The organism is Desulfovibrio oxyclinae DSM 11498, assembly GCF_000375485.1.
Taxonomy (GTDB): domain Bacteria; phylum Desulfobacterota; class Desulfovibrionia; order Desulfovibrionales; family Desulfovibrionaceae; genus Pseudodesulfovibrio; species Pseudodesulfovibrio oxyclinae.
In genome coordinates this window covers 51387-75124 of the sequence record NZ_AQXE01000016.1, presented here as the reverse complement: position 1 = coordinate 75124, position 23738 = coordinate 51387, and the positions used below count along the sequence as shown (strand labels likewise).

Annotated in this window: 23 protein-coding genes; 10 read left to right on the top strand and 13 right to left on the bottom strand. The window is 60.2% G+C overall.

Annotated elements, in window-relative coordinates:
• The first annotated feature begins 912 nt into the window (after positions 1–912).
• The 5 genes from B149_RS0114960 to B149_RS0114940 all read left to right on the top strand — a co-directional run bounded on the left by B149_RS0114960 (position 913) and on the right by B149_RS0114940 (position 5754).
• The gene (locus tag B149_RS0114960; protein ID WP_026167652.1) at positions 913–1668 is read left to right on the top strand and encodes an ABC transporter ATP-binding protein; all 756 of its coding nucleotides are present in this window, start codon (positions 913–915) and stop codon (positions 1666–1668) included.
• A gap of 29 nt (positions 1669–1697) precedes the next feature.
• A complete protein-coding gene (locus B149_RS0114955; RefSeq protein ID WP_018125980.1) occupies positions 1698–2852 on the top strand; it encodes a branched-chain amino acid ABC transporter substrate-binding protein in 1155 nt (384 codons plus the stop codon).
• Positions 2853–2913: 61 nt separating this feature from the next.
• Positions 2914–3816 carry a branched-chain amino acid ABC transporter permease gene (locus tag B149_RS0114950; RefSeq protein WP_018125979.1) on the top strand — a complete coding sequence of 301 codons (903 nt, stop codon included), beginning with the start codon at positions 2914–2916 and terminating at the stop codon, positions 3814–3816.
• Positions 3809–5020, top strand: a complete 1212-nt coding sequence (gene livM, locus B149_RS0114945) for a high-affinity branched-chain amino acid ABC transporter permease LivM (protein WP_018125978.1) — start codon at positions 3809–3811, stop codon at positions 5018–5020. The genes B149_RS0114950 and livM overlap by 8 nt, the downstream gene beginning before the upstream one ends.
• A gap of 11 nt (positions 5021–5031) precedes the next feature.
• Positions 5032–5754, top strand: a complete 723-nt coding sequence (locus B149_RS0114940; RefSeq protein WP_018125977.1) for an ABC transporter ATP-binding protein — start codon at positions 5032–5034, stop codon at positions 5752–5754.
• Between the two features lie 104 nt (positions 5755–5858).
• Here the strand turns inward: B149_RS0114940 and glyA are convergent, their stop codons facing one another.
• From glyA to B149_RS0114900, 8 genes are all read right to left on the bottom strand, one after another.
• Complete coding sequence (glyA, locus tag B149_RS0114935; RefSeq protein WP_018125976.1) at positions 5859–7097, bottom strand: serine hydroxymethyltransferase; 1239 nt, start codon at positions 7095–7097, stop codon at positions 5859–5861.
• Between the two features lie 18 nt (positions 7098–7115).
• On the bottom strand, positions 7116–8357 hold the full coding sequence (gene fabF / locus B149_RS0114930) for a beta-ketoacyl-ACP synthase II (protein WP_018125975.1): 1242 nt from the start codon (positions 8355–8357) through the stop codon (positions 7116–7118).
• Between the two features lie 106 nt (positions 8358–8463).
• The gene (locus B149_RS0114925; RefSeq protein ID WP_018125974.1) at positions 8464–8697 is read right to left on the bottom strand and encodes an acyl carrier protein; all 234 of its coding nucleotides are present in this window, start codon (positions 8695–8697) and stop codon (positions 8464–8466) included.
• Positions 8698–8735: 38 nt separating this feature from the next.
• Positions 8736–9479, bottom strand: coding sequence for a 3-oxoacyl-[acyl-carrier-protein] reductase (fabG, locus tag B149_RS0114920; protein ID WP_018125973.1), 744 nt, complete (start codon positions 9477–9479; stop codon positions 8736–8738).
• A 106-nt stretch (positions 9480–9585) separates the two neighbouring features.
• Entirely contained in the window at positions 9586–10572 is a 987-nt protein-coding gene (locus tag B149_RS0114915; protein ID WP_018125972.1) for a beta-ketoacyl-ACP synthase III, read from the bottom strand.
• Positions 10573–10623: 51 nt separating this feature from the next.
• Positions 10624–11661 carry a phosphate acyltransferase PlsX gene (gene plsX / locus B149_RS0114910; protein ID WP_018125971.1) on the bottom strand — a complete coding sequence of 346 codons (1038 nt, stop codon included), beginning with the start codon at positions 11659–11661 and terminating at the stop codon, positions 10624–10626.
• On the bottom strand, positions 11654–11833 hold the full coding sequence (gene rpmF / locus B149_RS0114905; protein ID WP_018125970.1) for a 50S ribosomal protein L32: 180 nt from the start codon (positions 11831–11833) through the stop codon (positions 11654–11656). The genes plsX and rpmF overlap by 8 nt, the downstream gene beginning before the upstream one ends.
• 54 nt (positions 11834–11887) lie before the next feature.
• Complete coding sequence (locus tag B149_RS0114900; protein ID WP_026167650.1) at positions 11888–12412, bottom strand: YceD family protein; 525 nt, start codon at positions 12410–12412, stop codon at positions 11888–11890.
• Between the two features lie 199 nt (positions 12413–12611).
• Between B149_RS0114900 and rpmB the strand changes: the two genes are divergently transcribed.
• Positions 12612–12824, top strand: a complete 213-nt coding sequence (gene rpmB, locus B149_RS0114895) for a 50S ribosomal protein L28 (RefSeq protein ID WP_018125968.1) — start codon at positions 12612–12614, stop codon at positions 12822–12824.
• A gap of 90 nt (positions 12825–12914) precedes the next feature.
• On the opposite strand, the gene B149_RS0114890 is transcribed toward rpmB, so the two are convergent.
• Positions 12915–16472: an ABC transporter substrate binding protein gene (locus tag B149_RS0114890; protein ID WP_018125967.1), complete on the bottom strand. Its 3558-nt coding sequence runs from the start codon at positions 16470–16472 to the stop codon at positions 12915–12917.
• Between the two features lie 82 nt (positions 16473–16554).
• Here B149_RS0114890 and B149_RS0114885 point away from each other — a divergent pair, with 82 nt between their 5' ends.
• Positions 16555–17550, top strand: a complete 996-nt coding sequence (locus tag B149_RS0114885; protein WP_040373028.1) for a YheT family hydrolase — start codon at positions 16555–16557, stop codon at positions 17548–17550.
• Here the strand turns inward: B149_RS0114885 and B149_RS0114880 are convergent.
• Together B149_RS0114880 and B149_RS17500 are read right to left on the bottom strand one after the other, a co-directional pair.
• Positions 17535–18119, bottom strand: a complete 585-nt coding sequence (locus B149_RS0114880) for a hypothetical protein (protein WP_018125965.1) — start codon at positions 18117–18119, stop codon at positions 17535–17537. The two genes, B149_RS0114885 and B149_RS0114880, sit on opposite strands and share 16 nt — an antisense overlap.
• A 2-nt stretch (positions 18120–18121) precedes the next feature.
• Positions 18122–19003: a tetratricopeptide repeat protein gene (locus tag B149_RS17500; protein WP_018125964.1), complete on the bottom strand. Its 882-nt coding sequence runs from the start codon at positions 19001–19003 to the stop codon at positions 18122–18124.
• Positions 19004–19197: 194 nt separating this feature from the next.
• On the opposite strand from B149_RS17500, the gene B149_RS0114870 reads away from it, so the two are divergent.
• The 3 genes from B149_RS0114870 to B149_RS0114860 are packed head-to-tail and all read left to right on the top strand — an operon-like array spanning position 19198 to position 20695.
• The gene (locus tag B149_RS0114870) at positions 19198–19446 is read left to right on the top strand and encodes an FmdB family zinc ribbon protein (RefSeq protein ID WP_018125963.1); all 249 of its coding nucleotides are present in this window, start codon (positions 19198–19200) and stop codon (positions 19444–19446) included.
• Positions 19447–19467: 21 nt separating this feature from the next.
• Positions 19468–20397 (top strand): hydroxymethylbilane synthase, encoded by a 930-nt coding sequence (gene hemC / locus B149_RS0114865; RefSeq protein ID WP_018125962.1) that lies wholly within the window; start codon positions 19468–19470, stop codon positions 20395–20397.
• A gap of 10 nt (positions 20398–20407) precedes the next feature.
• Positions 20408–20695, top strand: a complete 288-nt coding sequence (locus B149_RS0114860) for a helix-hairpin-helix domain-containing protein (RefSeq protein ID WP_018125961.1) — start codon at positions 20408–20410, stop codon at positions 20693–20695.
• Between the two features lie 75 nt (positions 20696–20770).
• Here the strand turns inward: B149_RS0114860 and leuS are convergent, their stop codons facing one another.
• Both leuS and nusB read right to left on the bottom strand, forming a co-directional pair.
• Positions 20771–23272, bottom strand: a complete 2502-nt coding sequence (leuS, locus tag B149_RS0114855) for a leucine--tRNA ligase (protein WP_018125960.1) — start codon at positions 23270–23272, stop codon at positions 20771–20773.
• A 13-nt stretch (positions 23273–23285) separates the two neighbouring features.
• Entirely contained in the window at positions 23286–23732 is a 447-nt protein-coding gene (gene nusB, locus B149_RS0114850; protein WP_018125959.1) for a transcription antitermination factor NusB, read from the bottom strand.
• Positions 23733–23738: the final 6 nt, after the last annotated feature.

Genomic DNA, 23738 nt, shown 5'->3' with positions numbered 1-23738 from the left:
CATAGAGGCTCTTTTGACTGGTCATGCAGCTCCGTGCGAGGTCTTATCCGCAGCAGTGGTCGCTTCATAGCCCCTCTCGCAGAGAGCGGCGACTGACCACAAAGGCGTTACGTTTGGTTTGACAATTTGCAGCAAGCAAAAAAGAAGGTCGGCAGACTGACCGAAACCTGCAACTGGTGGGGAAATAAATGTCTCCGACGGCCCCTTCGGGGGGACCAAAGGGGCGGGCCCCCTTTGGAATCCCTGGCTTGTCAGCGGTGTTGCAGCTGCTGGGGGTTTGCGGTCAGCACGCCCCGCGTTCAAGCTGCAACCTCGCTGACGGGATTTGAGGGCTGTAGGTCTTGGCTGACGGACTCCTGTAGCAGAATTCAGTCTAGCCGGGACATTTTTGGTGGACAAACGTGGGCGTGTGATGCCCGACAGTTTTGCATGTGCACGTCAGGATTAACCGGACCGCAGGGCTGTTTGTTGCAAAAACAGTTGCAAAGATTGATCGCAGCTTTCTGAAGTTGAGTCGGCAAAGAGGGTATGGTGGCCGTCAAAAACGGGGGAAGGGGCGTTTTCCAAATGCCAAGCTGTAATACGTTATACGGAAATCGCATTCTGCGGCTGCGCAACATGAGGATGGCATGAAAGCAATTGTTGCTGATTGAAAGTGAAGTTTTAAAGAATGAAATGAGATTATTCTCTATAAAAGTGGCTTGAGAGAATAATATTTTGTGCAAGCATGGTTTCCCGTCGCGATTGTACAGCTCTAAAAGGAGTGACTTTACAATTTTAAAAAAAAGGGGGATAAAAAGCTGTCGAAATTATAGCGGCTTGACGCAAACGAAAAAAATCGCTCAACCACGGCAGGTGAGAGGTTTTTTGACTTGAAATTTTTGACGATTTTCAATATGCAAGTCTGTAATTATGGCGAATCTTACTCTACACGATGTCTGTGTCCGTTTCGGAGGACTGCAAGCTCTCACCGATGTGAACTTCTCGTTGGGCGAGGGCGAGGTCATGGGGTTGATCGGGCCCAACGGTGCCGGGAAAACCACGGTGTTCAACGTCATTACCGGCGTATATCGCGCGTCCGAGGGTAAAGTCACGTATGACGACAGGACCATCACCGGCCTGCGACCGTATCAGGTCCTTGCCATGGGGGTCGCCCGGACGTTTCAGAACATACGATTGTTTTCGCAGATGACTGCTTTGGAGAACTGCATGGTCGCCCAGCACAGCAGGTCCAAGACCGGAGTGTTCGGAGCGGTGCTGCGATCTCCGTCCCAGAAACGGGAAGAGCGCAAGATTCGCGAGCAGTCCATGAAGGCCCTGGAGTTCATGGGTCTTGCCGATTACCGGGACGAAGCCGCCTCCAACATGCCTTACGGCCATCAGCGCAGACTGGAAATCGCAAGGGCGCTTGCCTCCGAGCCCAAGACCATTCTTCTTGATGAGCCCGCGGCCGGACTGAACCCTTCTGAGAGCCGCAGCCTCATGGATTCCATCGGACACATTTCCGATCTGGGCATCAATGTGCTCATGGTGGAACACGACATGAAGGTCGTCATGGGCGTGTGCCGCAAAATAGTCGTTCTCGATCACGGGGTCATGATCGCCGAGGGTTCGCCCGAGGATATTCAGAAAGATCCCAAAGTGATCGAAGCATATCTGGGCCAATAGGGGAAACTTCAAGTCAAGGGAGAGAGATTATGAAACGTTTGATGCTTCTGTGCGTGGCCATGCTGGCCGTCGTCCTGCTTGCCGGTTGCGGCGGCGGGGAGGAAAAGACCGCTGAAGAGGGCAAGGTTCTGGAAATAGGCTCCATCAGCCCGCTGACCGGCCCGTACGCCGCGGACGGAAACGACATCAAGAACGGCGCGCTGACCGCCATCGAAGTGGTCAAGAGCGAGGGTGGAATCCCCGGATTCAGCGACATCACCCTGTCCTCGCAGGACTCCGCATGCGACCCGCGTCAGGCCGTCGCCGCAGCCAACAAGCTCATCAATGAAGAAGTTTCCGGCGTCATCGGGGCCTACTGCTCCAGCGCCACCATCCCGGCCTCTGAAACGCTGGCCGAAGAGAACATCGTGATGCTCACTCCGGCCTCCACCTCCGAAAAGGTCACCGAGCGTGGGCTCAAGTACATGTTCCGCACCTGCGGCCGCGACGATGACCAGTCCAAGGCCGCCGCCACGTTCATCCGCGACTTCCTGAAGGCCGGCAACGTCTACATCGTGGACGACAAGACCACCTATTCGCAGGGGCTGGCCGACAACCTCGAAAAGCTCTGCCCCGAGTACGGAATCGAAGTGCTGGCGCACGATCACGTGAACCAGGGTGACAAGGACTTTTCCGCGGTGCTGACCAAGGTCAAGGCCGCCAATCCTGATGTCTTCTACGTCTCTCTGCAGAACTCCGCCACCGGCGCACTCATGCTGACCCAGGCCAAGCGCATGGGTATTGACGCCGAAATCCTTGCGCAGGACGCGGTCTACCACCCGCAGCTCATGGAAATCGCCAAGGACGCCGCCAACGGCGTGTACCTGACCTTCGGTTATACCGACAAGGAATCCGAGTCCTACAAGCGTTTCCTTGACGCCTACAAGCCCAAGTACGGTGACCCGGGCGCATACTCCGCCTATGCCTACGACTCTGCCATGGCCTACCTGAAGGCCGTCAAGCAGGCCGGTTCCGCGGATGCCGACAAGGTCCGTCAGGCCCTTCTTGACATGACCTTCGAAGGCGCCTCCAAGCGCATCGACTACAAGTCCAACGGCGATTCCGGTTCCAACTACGTGATCCAGGTCGTCAGGGACGGCGAGTTCGTCAACTTCTGGGACCCCCAGACCGGCGAAAAGTTCTAGCTCATATTCACAAAGGGGAGCCGGGTCGCGGCCCGGCTCCCGATTCTACAGGCGAGACCGAATGGAATATTTCCTCCAGCAGCTACTCAACGGCATTACCCTCGGCGGCGTGTACGCGCTCATCGCCCTCGGGTACACGATGGTGTACGGCATCATCCAGCTTATCAACTTCGCGCACGGCGAGTTTTTCGCCGCGGGCGGCTACATGGGCGTAATTCTTATTTCATGGCTGGCGGCACAGGGGCTCGACCCCTACACCTGCCTGGCGCTTTCGCTGGTGCTGACCATGGGATACTGCGCGCTCCTTGCCATGGCCGTGGAAAAACTGGCTTACAAACCGCTCAGAAACGCTTCGCGTTTGAGTGTGCTGCTTGCTGCGCTCGGCATGTCCATATTTCTCCAGAACGGCCTCATGCTCACGCAGGGCGTTTACGACAAGCCGTATCCCACCGAGATCACGCAGGGTGGTTTCGAGATCGGCATGATCAGCGTGTCCTACATGCAGGTGCTCATCGTCGGCCTGACCGTGTTCCTGCTCGTGGCCCTGAATCTGCTGGTGTTCAAAACGAAGATTGGCAAGGCCATGCGCGCCACCGCGCAGGACAAGATCATGTCCGGCCTCGTTGGAATCAACTCCAACCGCATCATCTCCACCACCTTCGCCATCGGCGCGGGGCTTGCGGCCGCCGCCGGGATCATGGTGGGCCTGTACTACGGCTCCGTGCGCTACGACATGGGCTTCGTGCCGGGCATCAAGGCCTTTGCCGCGGCAGTGCTTGGCGGAATCGGCAACATCACCGGCGCCATGATCGGCGGACTGATCATCGGCATGGTGGAGATATTCGCGGCTGGCTATCTTTCCAGCGAGTACAAAGATGTGTTCGCCTTCATCATTCTGATCGGCGTGTTGTATTTCAGACCGACCGGCATCATGGGAGAGAACGTTGACGACACGCGTGTCTAAGAAAATCTGGGTATACCTCGGCGTCGGACTGCTCTGGTTTCTGGCGCTGCTGTGGCCGCTTCTGGGCATCAAGCCGGAGGGGCTGGAGTTCGGCAAGACGTTCACCGTCTGGATTCGCGTGGCGCTTGCCGCCTTCATCATCGCCGTCTTCTACCAGTTGCAGCAAAAGGGCGTTTTCGATTTTGTCGGCCGCTCCGCCGGGACGCTCAAGGAACGCGTCACCACCGGTTTCGAGGCCATGCCGAACTGGATATGGATGACCGCTCTGCTGGCCTTCGCGCTCGTGTTTCCTATGCTTACCGGGCGCTACGGGCATGATATCGCCATCAACGTGCTGGTGTACATCTGTCTCGGGCTGGGCCTGAACATCGTGGTGGGCCTCGCCGGCCTGCTCGACCTTGGTTATATCGCGTTTTACGGCGTTGGAGCCTATACCTACGCGCTGCTTTCGGTGCATTTCGGCATTCCCTTCTGGCTCTGCCTGCCCGTGGCGGCGGCGCTGGCCGCGGTGGCCGGCTGCATCATCGGCTATCCCACCCTGCGGATGCGCGGAGACTACCTTGCCATCGTAACCCTCGGTTTCGGGGAGATCGTGCGGCTGCTGCTGAACAACTGGATGGAGCTGACCAACGGCCCCAACGGCATTCTCGGCATCGAGCGGCCGGGGTATTACTGGTTCGATTTCAGCAATGGCTTCAGCATCCAACATTTCTGGATCAGGGACCTTTCCCTGTACTACTACGTGATACTCGGCATCACCCTGTTCACCATCGTGGCGGTGTACCGCCTGAATTATTCGCGCATCGGACGAGCGTGGGAGGCCATCCGCGAGGATGAGACCGCGGCGGAGCTGATGGGGGTCAACACCTTCCTGCTCAAGCTGTTGGCATATGCTTCGGGCGCGACCTTTGCCGGGTTCGCAGGAGCCTTCTTCGCTTCGCGAATGCGTTTCGTCAGTCCCGAGTCCTTTACCTTTCTCGAATCCGCCATGGTGCTCGCCATGGTCGTGCTGGGCGGCATGGGATCCATCCCGGGAGTCATTCTCGGCTGCATCGCGCTGGTGGCGTTGCCCGAGGCGTTCCGCGAGTTCGAGCTCTACCGGATGCTCGTGTTCGGCGGCGTGATGACCGGCATGATGCTCGTGCGGCCCAAGGGTCTGTGGCCCGCCAAGCGAATGGGCAAGCGCTCTGACGATTCGGATTAGAGGGGACCAACATGGACGACAAGACACCGATTCTCGAACTCAAGGACGTGGTTGCCGCCTACGGCAACATCGAGGCCCTCAAGGGCATTTCCCTCAAGGTCATGCCGGGGGAGATCGTCTCCATCATCGGCGCAAACGGGGCGGGCAAGAGTACCACGCTCATGACGATCTGCAACGTGGTGCAGGCCGTCTCCGGGGATATCTTCTACCGTGGCGAGCGCATAAACGGGCTCAATTCCGACCATATGCCGCCGCGCGGGCTCTGTCAGGTGCCCGAGGGACGCAGGATCTTCCCGCGTCTTACCGTGACGGAGAATCTTGAGATGGGCGCGTTCTTTCGCAAGGATCAGCGCAAGATCAAGGAAGACATGGAGTATGTTTACGAGCTTTTTCCCAAGTTGCGCGAGCGTCGCAAGCAGCTTGGTGGGACGCTCTCCGGCGGCGAGCAGCAGATGCTGGCCATCGGCAGGGCCCTCATGAGCCGTCCCAAGCTCCTGTTGCTGGATGAGCCATCCATGGGGCTCGCACCGCTGATCGTCAAGCAGATCTTCGACATCGTGCAGGACATCAATAAGGAAGGCGTGACCGTACTCTTGGTCGAGCAGAACGCGAATCTGGCCCTGCAGGCCTCTCAGCGCGCTTATGTGCTTGAGACGGGCAAGGTGGTCATGGAGGACGATGCGGCCTCTCTGCTGGACAATCCGGATATCAGAAAGGCGTATCTGGGTGAGTAGGGCAGGAAGCGCCGAAGTTCTATAAGACATTACCGGGCACAAGCCCGAAAAAAGGCCTTCCCGCTATGGCGGGAAGGCCTTTTCAATGCGTCGTATGAATCGCGTTACCAGGCGAAGAGGGGGAATTCGCGGGCGAACTCTTCAACTTCGTTGGCGATTTCTTCGAGAGCCTTCTCGTTCTGCCAATTGTCGATGGCAGCGGTGATGGCTTCTGCGACCACGATCATGTCTTCCTCGATCATGCCGCGGGTAGTGAGCGCGGGGGTGCCGAGGCGAATGCCGGAAGTGACGAACGGAGAGCGGGTCTCGAACGGGATGGTGTTCTTGTTGGCAGTGATGCCTGCCAGATCAAGAGCGTGCTCTGCGTCTTTGCCGGTGATATCCTTGTTGGTCAGGTCGATCATCAGCAGGTGGTTGTCGGTGCCGCCGGAAACGAGCTCGAAGCCGGACTCCTCAAGGGAGTTGGCGAGAACCTTGGCGTTCTTGACCACTTGTTTCTGGTATTCCACGAATCCTTCGCGCAGGGCCTCGCCAAAGGCGGCAGCCTTGGCCGCGATGACGTGCATGAGCGGACCGCCCTGAATGCCCGGGAAGATCTGGGAGTTTAGGGTCTTGCTCTGGTCCTCGGTGGAGAGGATCATGCCGCCGCGCGGGCCGCGCAGAGTCTTGTGGGTCGTGGTGGTAGTGATGTGCGCGTGCGGGATGCAGCTGGGGTGCTCGCCCGCTGCAATAAGGCCCGCGATGTGCGCCATGTCCACCATGAGCTTGGCGCCCACCTCGTCCGCGATGGCGCGGAAGCGGGCAAAGTCGATGATGCGCGGATAGGCGGAGGCACCAGCCACGATCATGGCGGGGCGGTGCTCCTTGGCCAGCGCTTCGACCTGATCATAGTCGATGGTCTGGGTCTCGCGGGTCACGCCGTAGTGGACCACGTTATACAGCTTGCCGGAGAAGTTGACCGATGCGCCGTGGGTCAGGTGTCCGCCGTGGGACAGCTCCATGGTCAGAATCGTGTCGCCCGGCTTGCAGTAGCCGAAGTAGACGGCCATGTTGGCCTGGGAACCGGAGTGGGGCTGTACATTGACGTAGTCGCAGTCGAAAAGCGCCTTGGCGCGGTCGCGGGCGATATCTTCGGCGATGTCCACGAATTCGCAGCCGCCGTAGTAGCGCTTGTGCGGGTAGCCTTCGGCGTACTTGTGGGTCATGATGGACCCCTGCGCCTGACGCACCGCGGTGGAAACAAAGTTTTCACTCGCGATGAGTTCCAGCTTGCTCACCTGCCTGTCCGCCTCGGCGGCGATGGCGGCGGCCACTTCCGGATCTTGAATCAGCAGTTCTTCCATTACGGCGAACCTCGTTGGTTATCCCTCGTAACGCTTGAACAGCACGCAGCCGTTGGTGCCGCCGAAGCCGAAGGAGTTGGAAAGGACGTATTCGACCTGTTGCTTCCTGGAGCCGTCGGTGACGAGGTTCTTCAGGTCGCAGTCCGGGTCGGGAGTCTGATAGTTGGCGATTCCGGGGATGATGCCCTCGGCGATGGTCTTGACGCTGAACACGCCTTCCACACCGCCAGCCGCACCGAGCAGGTGGCCGACCTGGCTCTTGTTGGCGGTTACGGCGATGTTGTCGGCGTGCTCGCCAAAGACCGAGCGGATGGCGCGGGTTTCGCAAAGGTCGTTGAGCTTGGTGGAGGTGCCGTGAGCGTTGATGCTGTCCACGGCTTCCGGCTCGACCTTGGCCTCACGCAGGGCGGCCTTCATGGCAAGCGCCATGCCTTCGCCGTTTTCCGGCGGAGCGGTCATGTGGTACGCGTCACCGGATGCGCCGCTGCCCACAACCTCTGCGAGGATGGTGGCTCCGCGAGCCTGAGCGTGCTCCAGCGATTCGAGCAGCATCAGGCCGCAGCCTTCGCCCATGACGAAGCCGTCGCGGTCGCTGTCGAAGGGACGCGAGGCCGCTTCGGGGTCATCGTTGCGGGTGGACAGCGCCTTCATGGCGGTGAAGCCCGAGATGCCAAGCGGCGTGATGGTGGATTCGGCACCGCCGCAAATCATGGCATCGGCTCGGCCGAGCATGATGTCGGTGTACGCGGCGCTGATGGCATGAGTGCCGGATGCGCACGCGGTGGTGGTGCAGATGTTCGGGCCCTGCGCTCCAGCCTCGATGGAGACCTGTCCGGCGGCCATGTTGGCGATGAGCACGGGGATGAAGAACGGGGAAATCTTGGACGGGCCGCGCTTGAGCAGCTTGGAGTGCATGGACTCGATGGTGGCGAGGCCGCCCAGCCCCACGCCGATGATGACGCCGGTGCGGTGCGCTTCCTCTTCGGGAACGCTCCAGCCTGCGTCATTCATGAGCATCTTGGTCGCGCACACGGAGTACTGCGTGAACGTCTCCATGCGGCGAGCCTGTTTTTTGTCGATGTATTTGGTGGGATCGAAGTCCTTGACTTCACCCGCGATGCGGGCGTCGAAGCCGTCGGCGTCGAACCTGGTGATGGGGCCTATGCCGGATTTCCCCGCAAGGAGGTTCTCCCAGCTGGTCTCAATGTCGTGTCCGAGAGGAGTGATGGCGGATACCGCCGTGACGACAACCCTGTTCATTGACTGCCTTCCGGTTGCTTGTTGGTTCCGAATAGCAACGGGAGCGTCTTATACCCAGGCCGGGATAAGACGCTCCTGTGGTAACCGTTTCAGATCGGTGCGGATGCTACTGGTTCTTCGAAATGAAGTCGATGGCATCCTGAACCTTGAGGATCTTCTGCGCCTGCTCGTCGTCGATCTCCAGGTCGAATTCCTCTTCCATAGCCATGATGAGCTCGGTGAGGTCCAGGGAGTCGGCGCCGAGGTCTTCGACAAAAGCTGCGTTTTCCACGACTTCGTCTGCGCTTACGCCCAGCTGATCCACGATGATGTCTTTGACTTTGCTGGCAACGTCGGACATTTTACCCTCCAATGATGGGTGTGTTTGATGGTTCTTTGCTACATGTACATGCCGCCGTTCACCGCGAGAACCTGGCCGGTAACATAACCGGCGTTGGGGCCTGCGAGGAATGATACGGCGGCTGCGATATCTTCGGGTGCGCCCAGCCGCTTGAGCGGAATCTGGGACAGCATGGCGTCCACCGCCTTCTCAGGCAGTTCGGCCGTCATGTCGGTCTGGATGAATCCGGGTGCGACGGCGTTCACCGTCACGTTGCGCGCGGCAAGCTCGCGTGCGGAAGACTTGGTCAGGCCGATGAGCCCCGCCTTGGCGGCGCAGTAGTTGGCCTGTCCGGCATTGCCCATCTGTCCCACCACGCTGGTGATGTTCACGATGCGGCCGTGCCGTTGCTTGCTCATGATTTTGGCGGCTTCACGCTGAAAGGTGAAACAGCCGGTCAGGTTGATCTGGATGACGCGGTCCCAGTCCTCGTCCTTCATGCGCATGAGCAGGCCGTCGCGGGTGATGCCCGCGTTGTTGACCAGCACTTCCAGCTCAGCCTTGCCCTTGATCCCCTCCTTGAAGAAAGAGGCAACGGCTTCGGAGTCGCCGGAGTCCAGCTTGAAGGCGCGTGCCTTGCCGCCGGCCGACTCGATTTCGGCGACGACCTTTTCGGCTTCTTCGGGACGGCTCACGTAGGTGAACCACGTTTCAAAGCCATCCTGGGCCAGTCTTTCGACCACGGCCCTTCCGATGCCTCGGGACCCACCGGTAACCAGGGCCACTTTGGGAAGATCACTCATTCGTCACTCACCTCTTTGGGTCTTGTATGAGCAGTTGATCGAACCCAATATACCAATACGGACGTGACTGCAAATCGACAGCAAACGTTCGTTTGAAAGTATTTGGTTAAAATTGCAACAAAGCGGAGGCCCATGTAAAGCCGCCGCCGAAACTCGTCAGCAGAACCAGGTCGCCGTCCTTCACGAAGTCGTTGTCCACGGCTTCTGAAAGGGCCAACGGGATGCTCGCCGCGGAGGTGTTTCCGTAACGGTCCACGTTGGAGTAGACTTTCTCCGGCGGTACGTCGAACTTCCTGCCCACCGCGTCGATGATCCGCCAGTTGGCCTGATGCGGAATCAGCACGTCGATGTCGTGGCGGGTGCGGCCGTTGTCTTCGAGAATCTCGTTGCAGACGCCGGTCATGGAACGAACAGCGTGCTTGAAAATCTCGCGGCCTTCCATCTGCACGAAGTAGTCTTCGCGGATGGGTTCGCCCGGACGGGAGTAGGAGGAGCAGGAACCACCGCCGTTGACGGTGAGCAGGCGGCCGAGGCTGCCGTCGCTGGAGAGCTTGACGTCCAGTACTTTGGGGCCTTCACCGTCGCGGGTGAGCACTGCGGCGCCGGCGCCGTCGCCGAACAGCACGCAGGTTGTGCGGTCCTCGAAGTTGATGCGCCGGGTGACCGTCTCGGCCCCGATAACGAGGACTCTGGCCTCGGGGTGCAGGGCGAGAATGGCGCGGGCGTTTTCCAGCGCATAGAGAAAGCCGGAGCATGCGGCGGCGATGTCGTACACCGCGCGGCCCTTGATGCCGAGCTTTTCCTCAACCACGCAGGCGCAGGACGGGACCATGGCGTCGGGCGTGAAGGTGCCGACCACGATGTGGGTCAGCTCTTCGGCCTCCATGTTTGCGTTCGCGAGCGCCTGTCTGGCGGCTTCCACCGCAAGGTCGCTGGTGTTCTGTTCTTCGGATGCTATGTGTCTGACCCTGATGCCGGTGCGGGTGAAGATCCATTCGTCGGAAGTATCGACGATCTTCTCCAGGGCGGCGTTGGTCAGTGTCTTTTCGGGTACGTAACGGCCGAGGCCGCGCAGGACGATATCGATGCTCATCGTTTGCGTAGGGTGTGGGCTCGGGGGCCCGGGTTGTCGGCGACGGTGCGTCTAGGCTGCCTTCTCGCTATTGCCGTCGGAGAGAGCCCTGTGGGCTTCCAGACCTTCGGCCAAATGCTCGTGAGACTTGTTGGACACGAACTTGGCGGCCATGCGGATGGCGTTGATGATGGCCTTTTCGTTGGACTTGCCGTGGCAGACCACGACAATGCCCTTCAGGCCAAGAAGCGGGGCTCCGCCGTATTCGGCGTAGTCCACCAGCCGCTTGAAGCGCTTGAACGCACCGAAGGAAAGCAGGGAGCCAAGTTTTGAGAGAAAGCTGCTGCTCAGCTCTTTCTTGAGGATGTTCCCGAATGACTTGGCCAGACCCTCGGACAGCTTGAGGGCAACATTGCCCACGAAACCATCGCAGACCGCGATATCCACGTCGCCGGTGAAAATGTCGCGGCCTTCCACGTTACCGATGAAGTTGAGCTCGGACTCTCTGAAAAGCTCGAAGGAGTCCTTGACTATGGCGTTGCCCTTGCCTTCCTCCTCGCCGATGGACAGGAGGCCGACGGTGGGGCGCTCGGTGCCGAGCACGTCGCGGGCAAGCACGTCGGCCATCAGGCCGAACTGCAACAGGTGCTGCGGCTTGGAATCGACGTTGGCGCCCACGTCGATGAGCACGCAGGGGCGCTTCTCGGTGGGCATGATGCCGGCGAAAGCGGGGCGCAAAACGCCTTTGATGCGGCCAAGCACAAACATGCCGCAGGCCACGGTGGCCCCGGAGTGTCCGGCGCTGACCACGCCGTCGGCGCGTCCTTCCTTGACGGTGCGGCAGGCAACGTGGATCGACGAGTCCTTCTTGCGTCGAAGGGCGTCCGAGGCTTTGTCGTCCATTTCGACGACCTCGGAAGCGGGAACCACATCAATGTCGAGCCCGTCCGTCTTCAGACGGCCGAGTTCGGCACGGATGGCGTCCTCGTCACCCACGAGAGCCAGGGCAATGCCTTCTTCGGCGGCACGGACGGCGGCGGGAACGACCACGCTCGGGCCGTAGTCGCCGCCCATGGCGTCGATGGCAATGCGCGGTTGTTTGCTAGGCATCGTCGCTGTTTACGACTTGGCGGCCCTTGTAGTTGCCGCAGACGTCACAGGCACGATGGGGCAGCACGGGCTCGCCGCACTCGCAGTAAACAACATTGGGGGCGGTCAGGCCATCGTGGGCGCGACGCATGCCCTTGCGGGAACGGGAAGTTTTCTTCTTGGGAAGTGCCATGATGCTATCCTCTCGATATTGATCTCCCGGCCGGGCGCACCCGGGCGGGGCTGGTTACTTTACCTTCAAATTGCGCAGAACCGCAAGTCTGGGGTCGCCCTCTTCCTCTACGGAGCACTCGCAGTCGGCGCTCGGCTTGCCGCAGTGGGGGCAGAGTCCTTCGCATGTTTCCGAACAAAGGGGCTTCACGGGCAGGGCGAGGGCGAACTCTTCCCAGAGTATCGCGCCCATGTCAAGATGTAGTTGACCATCACGGGTGACGATTCTCACCTCTTCGCCGTCAAGCATTCCGTCGCCCGCTTCCGATTCCTCGAAAAGTTCGAAGTCGCTTTCGATCTCGACCTCGAAGGTTTCAGCGCAGCGGTCGCAGGGAGCCTTGACGGCTCCGGCAATTCGTCCGCGCACGAGCACGGAGTCATCATCCTGAGCCATGAGCGTGAACACGGCCTCGATATCCTTTGCCGGTTCCAGTCCGAGCTCGAACGCTTCCCAGCGTTCGCGCCAGAGGTTCTGGTCCGAAAAAGAAAATTCCCGGCCCTCTGCCGGGATGTCATTCAGCGGTATCATGTATTCGGTCATATTCAGGACTCTCTCACGCCTGCCGGTTTCGGGCAACCGGTGATTCCTATATGGGAACTTTTTCTCTTGTCAAGAAAAAAACCCTTGCCAACAAGGGAACAAGACGGTAAGGAAACTCCCTCTGCGTATCGGGAGCACCTTCCGCATGCGCATCATAAAGAACGAATCAAGAATTTGCATATAATGCGAGGAGGTCGCTATGTCCAAGGTTTGCGATATTTGTGGAAAGGGTCCCCAGACGGGCAACAACGTTTCCCACTCCCACATCAAGACCAAGCGTCGCTTCATGCCGAACCTGCAGAAGGTTCGCCATCAGCTGGCAACCGGTCAGGTTATCTCCGTCAAGGCTTGCACCCGTTGCATCCGTGACGGCGCCATCGTGAAGCCCGTGGCCGTCAAGGCCGCCGAGTAGCTGCAAGTTTCCCCACCGGACTCGTTTCGGTGACTGGCCCCGTCGCAAGGCGGGGCCTTTTTTCGTGGGCAACGGCCGGTGCAGCGAACGTCAGCCCTCCGGCATGGCGTCCTTGAGACGCAGCACTCTGCCAAGCTCCAGACAAAGTGTATCCGTTTGCATGGGTTTGGCGATGTAACCGTCCATTCCCGCGGCCATGAACTGTTCCCGATCCCCCTTGAGCGCGTGTGCCGTGAGCGCGATTATGGGGACATCTCCCCGGCCGCCCGGTGACTGGGACCTGATGGTCCGGGTCGCTTCGAGCCCGTCCATTTCGGGCATCTGCACGTCCATGAGCACCACATCGGCGTGAGCGGCTTCCAGCGCCTGTACTGCCTGAAGGCCGTTCTCGGCGGTGCGCACCCTGTGCCCGAGCCGTTCCAGCAGTTTGCGGGCCGCCAGCCTGTTCACCCGTTCGTCCTCCACCAGCAGCACATCCAGTTCAACGTCAGACGGAATGGGTTCGGCCATGCCCTGACCAGCCGGTTCCAGCGCTTCGTGTGCGCGACGCAGGGACAGGCAGACCAGCGCCGTGGTTCCTTCCCCTTCCTCGCTTTCCAGCAGCGCGTCCCCGCCCATGAGACGGGCGAAACGGCGGACAATGGTCAGCCCCAGGCCGGAGCCCTGATAGCGGCGGGTGTGGGAGCCGTCCACTTGCTCAAAGACCCTGAAGATGCTGTCCATCTTGTCGGCCGGGATGCCGATGCCGGTGTCATGCACCGCGAGCATCATGCGAACTTCGTCTTCGTTTCGGCCGGGCAGGGGATGGCACTCCACGCTCACCGATCCCTTCTCGGTGAACTTCATGGAGTTGCCGACAAGGTTGAAGAGAATCTGGCGCAGCCTGCCGGCATCGCCGCGCAGCGTATCCGGCACTCGCGGCGAAATATGCCACGACAGCCCGAGGCCACGCTCGGCCGCCGGAACCTGAAACATCTCCATGACCGCCGAGACCGTGTCTTCGAACTGGAAATCCTCTTCCGCAAGCTCGATCTTTCCGGCCTCGATCTTGGACAGGTCCAGCACGTCGTTGATGACACTGAGCAGGTTACGCCCGGACTCAAATGCCGTATCAAGGTATTTGCGCAGTTCTTCACTCGGATTGGCGGCGAGCGCGAGCTGAAGCATTCCGAAGATGCCGTTGAGCGGTGTCCGGATTTCGTGACTCATGTTGGCGAGGAATTCACTTTTCGAGCGGTTGGCGGCCTCTGCCTGTTCCTTGGCCGCACGCATTGCGCGGTCCATGCGCTTGCGATGCACGCCCACGGCAAAGAGGTTGGCCATGCGCTCCAGTGCCTCGGCGTCCTCCTGTCTGTAGTCCCTTTTCGCGTTGGCCACCGTGATCTGCCCCACCACGGCGTCGTCATGAATGACCGGTACGGAAAGCAGCCTCTGGAGCGGGACATGGCCTTCGGGCAGGCCCCTTGAGGCGGGATGCCCCTCCATCTGGTTGGCGATGAACGTCTGTCTGGTGTTCAGGCTGACGCCCCAGAGGCCGGGATAGCTGTCGCCCTCCATGGGAAAGTCCACGGGCTTGTCGGAAACCCGGCACTGCCCGCCGTGCATGAGGTCGCTGAACGTATGCACATGAAGCGTGCCGTCCTCGGCATCCACGGTGCCCACGTAGCCGAAGACGCTCGCCGTTATGTTCAGGCTGTGTTTGAGCACCACTCCGGAAACTTCGCTGATGCTCATGTCCGGACTGGTGAGTCCGCCGGAGATTTCGGCCTGTGCCAGATTGATGGAGGACTCGCGCAGGATGCGTTTTTCATTGTTCTTGCGTTTGGTGATGTCCCGGGCGAGCGCAAGCAGCTTGCGTTCTCCGCCATAGGCTATGCCGCCGATGCGTATTTCCGCCGGAAAATCGCTGCCGTCCTTGCGGCGGATTCCGCGTTCGAACGTGGCCGGAAGCATGGCCCAGTAGTCCGATGTATTCGGCAAGATCAGGCCCGGGACGAGGTCCCGGACATTGGCTTTCAGAATGTCCTCGGTGCCGTAGCCGAGAGAGTAACAGGCGCTGCGGTTGGCCATGACGATGCTGCCGTCAAGGTCCATGACCACGATGGCATCGGCTGCCTGATCGATGAGGCTCCTGAACCGGGTCTCACTTTCCTCAAGGGCGTCCTGTGCCTGCTTGATCTGGGTGATGTCCTTGGCGAACCAGATGCACAGGTCCGCTTCAAGCCGAACGGCGTCCACGTAAACGAATCTGTCTGTCTCGACCATCTTGACCGATTGGCTCCGCCCCCTGAATACGCCTTCCGTTTCAAGGTGGTTCAGTGCGTCGCGCAGGTCCCGCCAGTTCTCCCGTGGCAGAACCTCGAAAAGTGTCAGCCCGGTGATATCCTTGTCCGCATCATTCAGGGATACCACCCGTGCGCTGCGATTGGCTTCAAGGATGAAACCTCGGTCATCGGTGACGAATACCGCGTCCGGGGCGTGGTCGATATACGCACGGTATTTCTTTTCGCTCTCGTGCAGTTCCCTGCGGGTCAGATAGAGAGCGCGGTTGAGATGCAGCAGGTAGCCGATGGCTAAGAGAAGGAGTAGAAAGACCGGTCCGCCGCGAAGAATGAGGTCCTGGTGGCGTTCAAAGAAGCTTTCCTGTGTGTTGATGACGGAGGCAATGTTCTCAGCGCGGGTTTCCGAAAGTCCCAGACAGCGCAGGGCCTCGCCGTCCATGATGTTGACGTTGGCGTTCCGGCCGGGCATGACCGGGATGTCCGCCGGGCTGCGCCCCCGAAGAATTTCCACTGCGTTTTGTGCCGCGAGTTTGGCCTGATTGTACTGGCAGACGACCTTGCCACCAAGGAGCCCCTGTCCGATGCCGTGCTGCCAGAGATGAAACACGGGGACACTGGCACGGGCGGTTATGAACTCAACGGTTTCTCTGAAATCCTTTCTTTCACCCTGTTTGTCGTGAAAGGCGGAGATGAGCAGAAGCGCAGTGTCGCGAACCAGTGAAGCAATCTGCTCTCCGAATTGTTGCCAGTCGAGAGCGCCGAGGTCGAGCAGGGAAAGGGTGAGCGGAGTCTTGTCATGTGCGGCAAGGAACTCCTCCGCGTCAGTCCTGCCTGTGGTGGTCGCGTCCGCGATCCCCACGATGTTTTCGAGTCCGGGTATCATCTCCCGGGCCATGTCGAGTGTCTGGCTGATCGATATCTCCTCCAGAACGCCAGTGGCTAGCGAGTCGTCCTGAACGCGCAAGAGAGCGTTCGCCTCGTCGTTTACGCCGAAAAAGACGAGCGGAAGCCCTTTGAACAGCGTCTCCCTGTTATCCATGACAAAATTGAATGCGTTGTCGTCAGCCGTAAAGATGAGGTCGTACTTCGGGAGCCTTTCCAGTTTGTAGGTAAGACTTTTCCTGAATTCGCTGCGTTGTCTCGTGGAGGGAAACCTTTTCGAATCCATGAATTCGACGTCAAGGGATGCACCCGCCGGTTCCAGCAAGGCGTTGAGCCCTTCCAATTGCCTGGAAAAAGTCGGAAAGCCGGGATGATACGAGCTGATGAGCAAGGTGCGATAATCCGCCGCATGAGTGGGGACCGCCAGCAGCAGAAGCAGGCTTGTCGAAAGCAGAAAACGGACGACAATCTTGATGCTCATCATAAAATACATCCTCCGGGAAGGCAAAAGAGTCAATGATAATTCAGGCCTTGCCGTAGCTTCCCAAATCGGGCATGAGCCACTCATGCCACTTCTGAAACACGCTGATTACAATCCCGCATTTCCTTTCACCAACGGACATTTTCAGACCATATATCCGGTGTTGGCGCGCAGGAGGCCGGAGATTGCCTTCGAATCCGAACGTATCACCACGCCCGACGGCGATTTCATCGATCTGGACTGGAGCCGCACCGGCTCGGACCGGGTGGCTGTCATTTCGCACGGGCTGGAAGGAAACTCCCGGCGTAAATACGTGGCCGGCGCCGCGCTGGCCCTGAACCGTGACGGCTGGGACACCGTTAACCTGAATTTTCGCGGATGCTCGGGCGAACCCAACCGGCTGCCGCGCCTGTATCATTCCGGCGTGACCGATGACCTGCATACGGTGCTGACTCACGCGCTGCGTCGCGGCGGGTATTCGGAGGCCGCGCTGGTGGGCTTCAGCATGGGCGGCAACCAGACACTGAAATATCTTGGCGAGAATCCCGACAACGTGCCGCCGCAGGTGAGCCGTGCGGCCGTATTCTCCGTGCCCTGCGACCTCGCCGGGGCCGCGAAGGTGATGGGCCGCACCGTGAACCGTGTCTATATGGAATACTTCCTGCGCGGACTCAGGGAAAAGGTGCGCCACAAGGCCGAGCGTTTCCCCGAACTCGGACTCGATCTGACGGGGCTGGACGAGATCCGCACCTTCGAGGTGTACGATGACCGCTACACCGCCCCGCTGCACGGGTTCGCCTCGGCACAGGATTACTACGCGAAATGCGCCAGCCTTCAGTTTCTGGATGAGGTCAGGGTGCCGACCCTGCTGGTGAACGCGGCGGACGACCCGTTCCTGTCATCGCTGTGCTATCCCGAGGGCAGGGCGCGGCGAAACGACTGCCTGTACCTGGATATCCCGGCGCACGGCGGGCACGTTGGCTTCGTGAGTCTCAACGGTAACGGCGAGTATTGGTCGGAAAAGAGAATGCGCGAGTTCTTTGCGCGGCTGGATGACGGGACGGTTCAGGAAATGCGGTAGACCGGCGCCGAGGGGGTGAGCCCTTCGCCGCCGTCACGCACGAGACGATCCGGCTGTTTGCCGTCGTAGGTGACCATGGTCACCACTTCAAAGGCCTTGGGCTTGTTCAGCACCTCGCGCAAGTCATCGTATTCGAGCCGGATCTTGCGTTCGTCGAACTCTTCGTCGAATTCCCAGCGGCACTTGAGGGCACCGATGCCCGAAGCCTTGCATTCGCAAAGCATGTCGTTCTTGCGAAAGCCGGTCATGAATTTTTCCGGCCGGATCAGTCTGGATGTGCCGTCCACGTTGCCGCAGGGGTATTCCTCGTTGTCCAGAAAGACTTCCATGCCGAACTGGTCGTCCAGCAGCACGCCGCCGCCGGAGTAGGGCACTTCCACCCGTTTGCCCAGCGCGGCCTCCACTGCCTGCTGAAGATTTTCCGGCTGCGGGCCGTAGGCTATTCCGTTGAGGATTTCGGTCCAGCGGCGGCTGCCGAAGGATTGCACGCCCTGCTTGATGGTGTAGCGGTTGAGGCGCAGCAGGCCCAGAGCGTGGTAGTTGCCTACGAGCGTGATGTCGAGCTTCATGGTTATTCCGTTTCCTTCAACAGTTGTTCGGCCTGTTCCCCAACGGTTTGCGGAACGGGCTTCTTGCCGTACCTTTCCAGCAGCTTCTGATCGCCGTGGATGGCCTTTATGAGTCTGAGCAGGTTCAGGGACTCGTTGAGATTGCCGTTAATCGACAGGCTTTTGTGCAAATGCTCAAAGCACTCTCCCCACTGCGCCAGCTCGAAATGGGCGCGGGCGATGTTGTAGTGCAGGTGGTCATCGCTCTGGGTGAGCTCCATGGCCCGGGTGTAATACTGCACCGCTTCCTCGAACAGGGCCGCCTTCCTGAGGCTGATGCCGAATTCATTGAACAGGTGCTTGTGTTCTTCCTCGAAAGCGGCATCGAGGTTGACGATGTCGTGGAAGACGGAGCGGGCGCGTTGCACGGCGCCGCGTTGGGCCAGAACGATGCCGAGGCCGAAGATGGCGCGCACGTTGAGTTCGTCTATCTGCAACGCCTCGCTGTACTCCATTTCGGCCTCGCCGCTTTCGCCCACAAGGCGGTGCAGGTCGCCGCGTTCCAGTGTGCGGTGCAGGTTGAGCATGGCGGGCTCCACCTTGGTCAGATGGATTTCCACTTCCGGGGTGAACTCGGAGAAGAGCTGCTCTCCGGTGATGGTGGTTTCCTTGCCCACCGGCACGAAGTTGGCGTTGATCTTGCGAACGGCGTAGGTATCGTCGTCGCGCTGCTCCACCAGCCACATGATGCGGCTTTTCTGCCTGCGCTTGGTGGTGCCGGTGCCGATGGTTATCTCCCGCTGGGTGGAGAACACGCACCGCACCATCTCATTGGCATCATCGATGCCACTGTGCCCGAAGTCCGGTTCGGGAGGAAGGCGCATATCCTTTTGGTGCGTGCTCATGGAGTCCTTTGGGTGTTTCCGGCGGAAGGTAGCTTTTTTGGCTCGGGAACGCCAGATGATGATATTATTTTCAGGTGGACAAACGCTCACGCGGACTTACGTATGACGCGGCGGTGATTGCCAGTCGCCACCTTTTCCGATAATCAGGTATGCCGCGCCGAGGCGCGAATGGATAACCATCAGGGGGGAAGCCTATGCCCATCTACGAATACAAGTGCAAGGATTGCGAAAACGAGTTCGAGGAACTGGTCTTCAGCCATGACGAATGTCCGCCGTGCCCGGCCTGCAAATCCGGGGCGACCGAAAAGCTCATCTCCGCATGCAGGACCCGCATGGGTTCCGGGGAAGACTTCGGCGGCGAGACCGAATCCGCCCCCGCTGCGGCAAGCGCCCCTTCCGGCTGCGCAGGATGCGTGGGCGGCAACTGTTCCTCCTGCGGCTAGCGCCCAACCACACCGCTTCTCATGAAACAGAAAATCACCATCGCCACCCGGGGCTCCAAGCTCGCCCTGTGGCAGGCCAATCACATTTCCGCACTGCTTCGCGAAGAACACCCCGGCCTCGAAGTGGAGCTGCTCAAAATCAAAACCAAGGGCGACAAGATCCTCGACGTGCCGCTGGCGAAAGTCGGCGGCAAGGGCCTTTTCGTCAAGGAAATTGAGGAAGCCCTGCTGGACGGCCGCGCCGACATCGCGGTGCACTCCATGAAGGACGTGCCCACCGAGTTGCCCGAGGGCCTTGAAGTGGGTATCAACCCCGAGCGCGAGGCGGCCACAGACACGCTGCTGTCCGTAAACTATCGCGGTCTTGCCGAACTGCCCGAAGGGGCGGTGGTCGGCACCAGCAGCCTGCGCCGCCAGTCCCAGCTCCTGCTGTTGCGCCCGGACCTCGAAATCAAGTGGCTGCGCGGCAACCTCGACACCCGCGTGGGCAAGCTCATGAACGGCGAATACGACGCCATCGTGGTGGCCACCGCCGGTCTGGTGCGCCTCGGCCTCTCCGCTCCCAAGTCGGAGATTCTCGGTCCGCCGGACTTTTTGCCCGCAGTGGCGCAGGGAGCGCTGGGCATCGAGTACCGCAAGGACGACGCCGAAGTGCGCGGCATGATCGAGTTCCTCGACCACAGGGAAAGCAAATATCAGGTGCTGGCCGAACGCGGCTTCCTCACCGGCCTCGACGGCGGCTGTCAGGTGCCCATCGCGGCATGGTCCCGCCTTGAGGGCGAGAAGATTCTCCTGACCGGCTTCGTGGCCGACGAGGACGGTAGCCGTCCCATCCGCATGGAGCAGGAAGGACACCGCGATTCCGCCTGGCAGATCGGCACCGAATTGGCCGACCGCGTTCTCGCCGCAGGCGGCAAGGAAATTCTCGACAAGGTCTACGGACGCATCTAGCGGAGCGGACATGGACGAGCACGATCAGGCCATCCGGGAACTGAGTTCCATCCCCGGCGTGGGATCCAGCATCGCGCAGGACCTGTACGAGCTGGGCTTCCGCAAGGTCGAGGACCTGAAGGATCAGGACCCCGAGGCCATTTACAGAAGCCTCATGGCGCTGGCCGACCAGCACGTGGACCGCTGCGTGCTTTATGTGTTCCGTTGCGCCGTGTACTACGCGTCCACCACCTTCCACGACCCGGACAAGCTCAAGTGGTGGAACTGGAAGGATCCGGAGATCATCGAGACTCCGTAGCCTGGAAATCACACGCAAGAAGGCCCCGCTTCGGAATTCCGGAGCGGGGCCTTTTCTGTCGGATATGTCGGGGAGCTAGTTGGCCACGATGTTCACCAGTTTGTTGGGAACGACGATGACCTTGCGAACGGTCTTGCCTTCGATGTGCTTGATCACGTTCTCCTGCTCCATGGCGATCTTTTCCACGTCATCCTTGGGCGCGTTGTTCGGCACGTTCAGCTTGCCGCGAACCTTGCCGTTGACCTGCACCACCACCGTGACCTCGTCGAGGACCAGCGCGGATTCGTCGTGAGCGGGCCATGCCTGCTCGGCCAGACGGGTATCGTGTCCGAGGGTCTCCCAGAGTTCCTCGCAGATGTGCGGGGCCACCGGGGAGAGCACGGTCAGGGCCGTGGCGATGGCCGAGGACAGGGCCTGCGGAGCGGACTCTCGCAGTTCGTCCTTGACGCCGTACAGCTCGTTGACCAGTTCCATGACCGCGGCGATGGCGGTGTTGAACTGGAAGTGGTTCTCGATGTCGTGCGTGACGCGCTTGATGGTCTCGTGTTCCTTGCGGCGCAAAGACTTGGCGGCTTCGGAGGCCGGGTCGGTGAAGCTTGCGGGCTTTGCCTGCTGCAGCACGTCCTGCAGGTCTTCCACCAGCCGCCACAGGCGGTTGAGGAAGCGGTAGGCGCCCTCGATGCCTTGATCGGACCACTCAAGCTCCTTCACCGGCGGGGCGGCGAAGAGGATGAACAGACGCGTGGCGTCCGCGCCGTAGTGGTTGATCATGGCGTTGGGGTCCACCACGTTGCCCTTGGACTTGGACATCTTGCCGCCGTCCTTGAGGACCATGCCCTGCGTGAGCAGATGCTCGAACGGTTCGTCGTTGTTGATGAAACCGGTGTCGCGCAGGGCCTTGGTGAAGAAGCGGGCGTAGAGCAGATGCAAAATGGCGTGCTCGATGCCCCCGATGTACTGGTCCACGGGCAGCCAGTAGTCGATCTTTTCCTTGTCCCACGGGGCGTCATCGTTGCGGGCATCGCAGTAGCGCAGGAAATACCAGCTGGACTCGAAGAAGGTGTCCAGGGTGTCGGTTTCCCTGCGTGCCTTGCCGCCGCACTGTGGGCAGTCGCAGTTGACGAAGGAGTCCATGCCCGGAAGCGGGGACTTGCCGTCGCTGCGGGCTTGCGCGTCTTCCGGCAGCTTGATCGGCAGCTGGTCCTCGGGGACCGGCACCGCGCCGCAGGCGTCGCAGTAAATCACGGGAATGGGGGCGCCCCAGAACCGCTGGCGGGAGACGTTCCAGTCGCGCAGGCGGTAGTTCACGGTCATGCGGCCGAGGCCCGAGCCGTCGAGGTGTTCCACGATGGCCTTCTTGGCAGCCTCGTTCTCCATGCCGTCGAAGTCGCCGGAGTTCACGAGGATGCCGGGGTCGGCGTAAGCCTCGCTCATGTCCGCGACATCAAGGACATCGCCCTTTTCGTGCAGTTCGGGCGGATTGATGACCACCTGAACCGGAAGTTCGTACTTGGTGGCGAATTCGAAGTCGCGCTGGTCGTGAGCGGGCACCGCCATGACCGCGCCGGTGCCGTAGGCCATGAGCACGAAGTTTGCCACGTAGATGGGCATCTCCCGGCCGGTGACCGGGTTGACGCAGTAAGCGCCCGTGAAGATGCCTTCTTTTTCGAGGTCGTCGGCGCCGCGCTTGATGCGGTCCATATTGCGGACCTTGCTGACGAATTCGCGGACCTCGTCGGCCTTCTCGTAGCCTTCGATGAGCTCTTCCACCATGGGATGCTCGGCGGCCACGGACATGAAAGTCGCGCCGTAAATGGTGTCGGGCCGGGTGGTGAACACGTCGATCTTGCGGTCGGAGCCTTTGACGGAGAAGGTCAGTTCCGCGCCGTAGCTCTTGCCGATCCAGTTGCGCTGCATGGTCAGCACGCGCTCGGGCCAGCCCTTGTCGAGCTTGTTCAGATCGGCCAGCAGTTCATCCGCGTAATCGGTGATGCGCAGGAACCACTGCTCCATGTCCTTCTGTTCCACCTCGGCGTCACAGCGCCAGCACAGGCCTTCCTCCACCTGCTCGTTGGCGAGCACGGTGTTGCAGCCCGGGCACCAGTTTACCGGGGAATTCTTGCGGTAGACGAGCCCTTTTTCGAGGAATTTCAAGAAGAAGAGCTGTTCCCACTTGTAGTATTCGGGACGGCAGGAGGCCACTTCGCGCCGCCAGTCGTAGGAGTATCCCAGCCGCTGGAGCTGTTCGCGCATCTCGTCGATGTTGGCGTAGGTCCATTCCGCGGGGTGGGAATTGTTCTTGATGGCGGCGTTTTCCGCAGGCAGGCCGAAGGCGTCCCAGCCCATGGGGTGCATGACGTTATAGCCGCGCATGGACATGAACCGCGCCACCACGTCGCCGATGGAGTAGTTGCGCACGTGGCCCATGTGGATCTTCCCGGAGGGGTAGGGGAACATCTCCAGCACGTAGTATTTGGGCTTGGCGGGGTCGGCCTCGACCTCGAAGCATCCGGACTTTTTCCAGATCTCCTGCCATTTGCCCTCGATTTTTTCCGGATGGTATTTTCCGATGGCCATTGCTCGAATTCCTTTATTTCGCTTTCAGTTCCTTGGCCGCGCCGTCGAGGATGCCGTTGATGAAGCTCTTGGAGTTGCCGTCGCCAAAGCGTTTGGCAAGTTCAACGGCTTCGTTGATGGCCGCCCTTTCCGGGATGTCGGTGAAGGCCATTTCGTAGAGGGCGAGCCTCAGAATCGCCAGTTCGACCTTGGCGATGCGCTCGATCTTCCAGTGCTGCGAGTGGGTGCGCACCAGCTCGTCGAGACGGGCCAGGTGCTCCATCACGCCGAGATAGAGCGATCTGCCGAAGTCGCGGACGAAATCGTTTTCTTCGCTCTCCACCTGCGGGTTGCGTTCGAACGCGGCCTTCATGCCTTCCATACCCGTTTCCGGGACCATGGATACGCCGTAGAGAACCTGAAATGCGAGCGTGCGGCCCATGCGGCGCACGCCCGGTCTGTTGCCTTTCTTCTTGCTCATCGGATG

Bases quoted from the DNA above. Each gene is read 5' to 3' on its own strand.
- B149_RS0114960 (WP_026167652.1), top strand. From the start codon at position 913: ATGGCGAATCTTACTCTACACGATGTCTGTGTCCGTTTCGGAGGACTG.
- B149_RS0114955 (WP_018125980.1), top strand. From the start codon at position 1,698: ATGAAACGTTTGATGCTTCTGTGCGTGGCCATGCTGGCCGTCGTCCTG.
- B149_RS0114950 (WP_018125979.1), top strand. From the start codon at position 2,914: ATGGAATATTTCCTCCAGCAGCTACTCAACGGCATTACCCTCGGCGGC.
- B149_RS0114940 (WP_018125977.1), top strand. From the start codon at position 5,032: ATGGACGACAAGACACCGATTCTCGAACTCAAGGACGTGGTTGCCGCC.
- glyA (WP_018125976.1), bottom strand. From the start codon at position 7,097: ATGGAAGAACTGCTGATTCAAGATCCGGAAGTGGCCGCCGCCATCGCC.
- fabF (WP_018125975.1), bottom strand. From the start codon at position 8,357: ATGAACAGGGTTGTCGTCACGGCGGTATCCGCCATCACTCCTCTCGGA.
- B149_RS0114925 (WP_018125974.1), bottom strand. From the start codon at position 8,697: ATGTCCGACGTTGCCAGCAAAGTCAAAGACATCATCGTGGATCAGCTG.
- fabG (WP_018125973.1), bottom strand. From the start codon at position 9,479: ATGAGTGATCTTCCCAAAGTGGCCCTGGTTACCGGTGGGTCCCGAGGC.
- B149_RS0114915 (WP_018125972.1), bottom strand. From the start codon at position 10,572: ATGAGCATCGATATCGTCCTGCGCGGCCTCGGCCGTTACGTACCCGAA.
- plsX (WP_018125971.1), bottom strand. From the start codon at position 11,661: ATGCCTAGCAAACAACCGCGCATTGCCATCGACGCCATGGGCGGCGAC.
- rpmF (WP_018125970.1), bottom strand. From the start codon at position 11,833: ATGGCACTTCCCAAGAAGAAAACTTCCCGTTCCCGCAAGGGCATGCGT.
- B149_RS0114900 (WP_026167650.1), bottom strand. From the start codon at position 12,412: ATGACCGAATACATGATACCGCTGAATGACATCCCGGCAGAGGGCCGG.
- rpmB (WP_018125968.1), top strand. From the start codon at position 12,612: ATGTCCAAGGTTTGCGATATTTGTGGAAAGGGTCCCCAGACGGGCAAC.
- B149_RS0114890 (WP_018125967.1), bottom strand. From the start codon at position 16,472: ATGATGAGCATCAAGATTGTCGTCCGTTTTCTGCTTTCGACAAGCCTG.
- B149_RS0114885 (WP_040373028.1), top strand. From the start codon at position 16,555: ATGCCACTTCTGAAACACGCTGATTACAATCCCGCATTTCCTTTCACC.
- B149_RS0114880 (WP_018125965.1), bottom strand. From the start codon at position 18,119: ATGAAGCTCGACATCACGCTCGTAGGCAACTACCACGCTCTGGGCCTG.
- B149_RS17500 (WP_018125964.1), bottom strand. From the start codon at position 19,003: ATGAGCACGCACCAAAAGGATATGCGCCTTCCTCCCGAACCGGACTTC.
- B149_RS0114870 (WP_018125963.1), top strand. From the start codon at position 19,198: ATGCCCATCTACGAATACAAGTGCAAGGATTGCGAAAACGAGTTCGAG.
- hemC (WP_018125962.1), top strand. From the start codon at position 19,468: ATGAAACAGAAAATCACCATCGCCACCCGGGGCTCCAAGCTCGCCCTG.
- B149_RS0114860 (WP_018125961.1), top strand. From the start codon at position 20,408: ATGGACGAGCACGATCAGGCCATCCGGGAACTGAGTTCCATCCCCGGC.
- leuS (WP_018125960.1), bottom strand. From the start codon at position 23,272: ATGGCCATCGGAAAATACCATCCGGAAAAAATCGAGGGCAAATGGCAG.
- nusB (WP_018125959.1), bottom strand. From the start codon at position 23,732: ATGAGCAAGAAGAAAGGCAACAGACCGGGCGTGCGCCGCATGGGCCGC.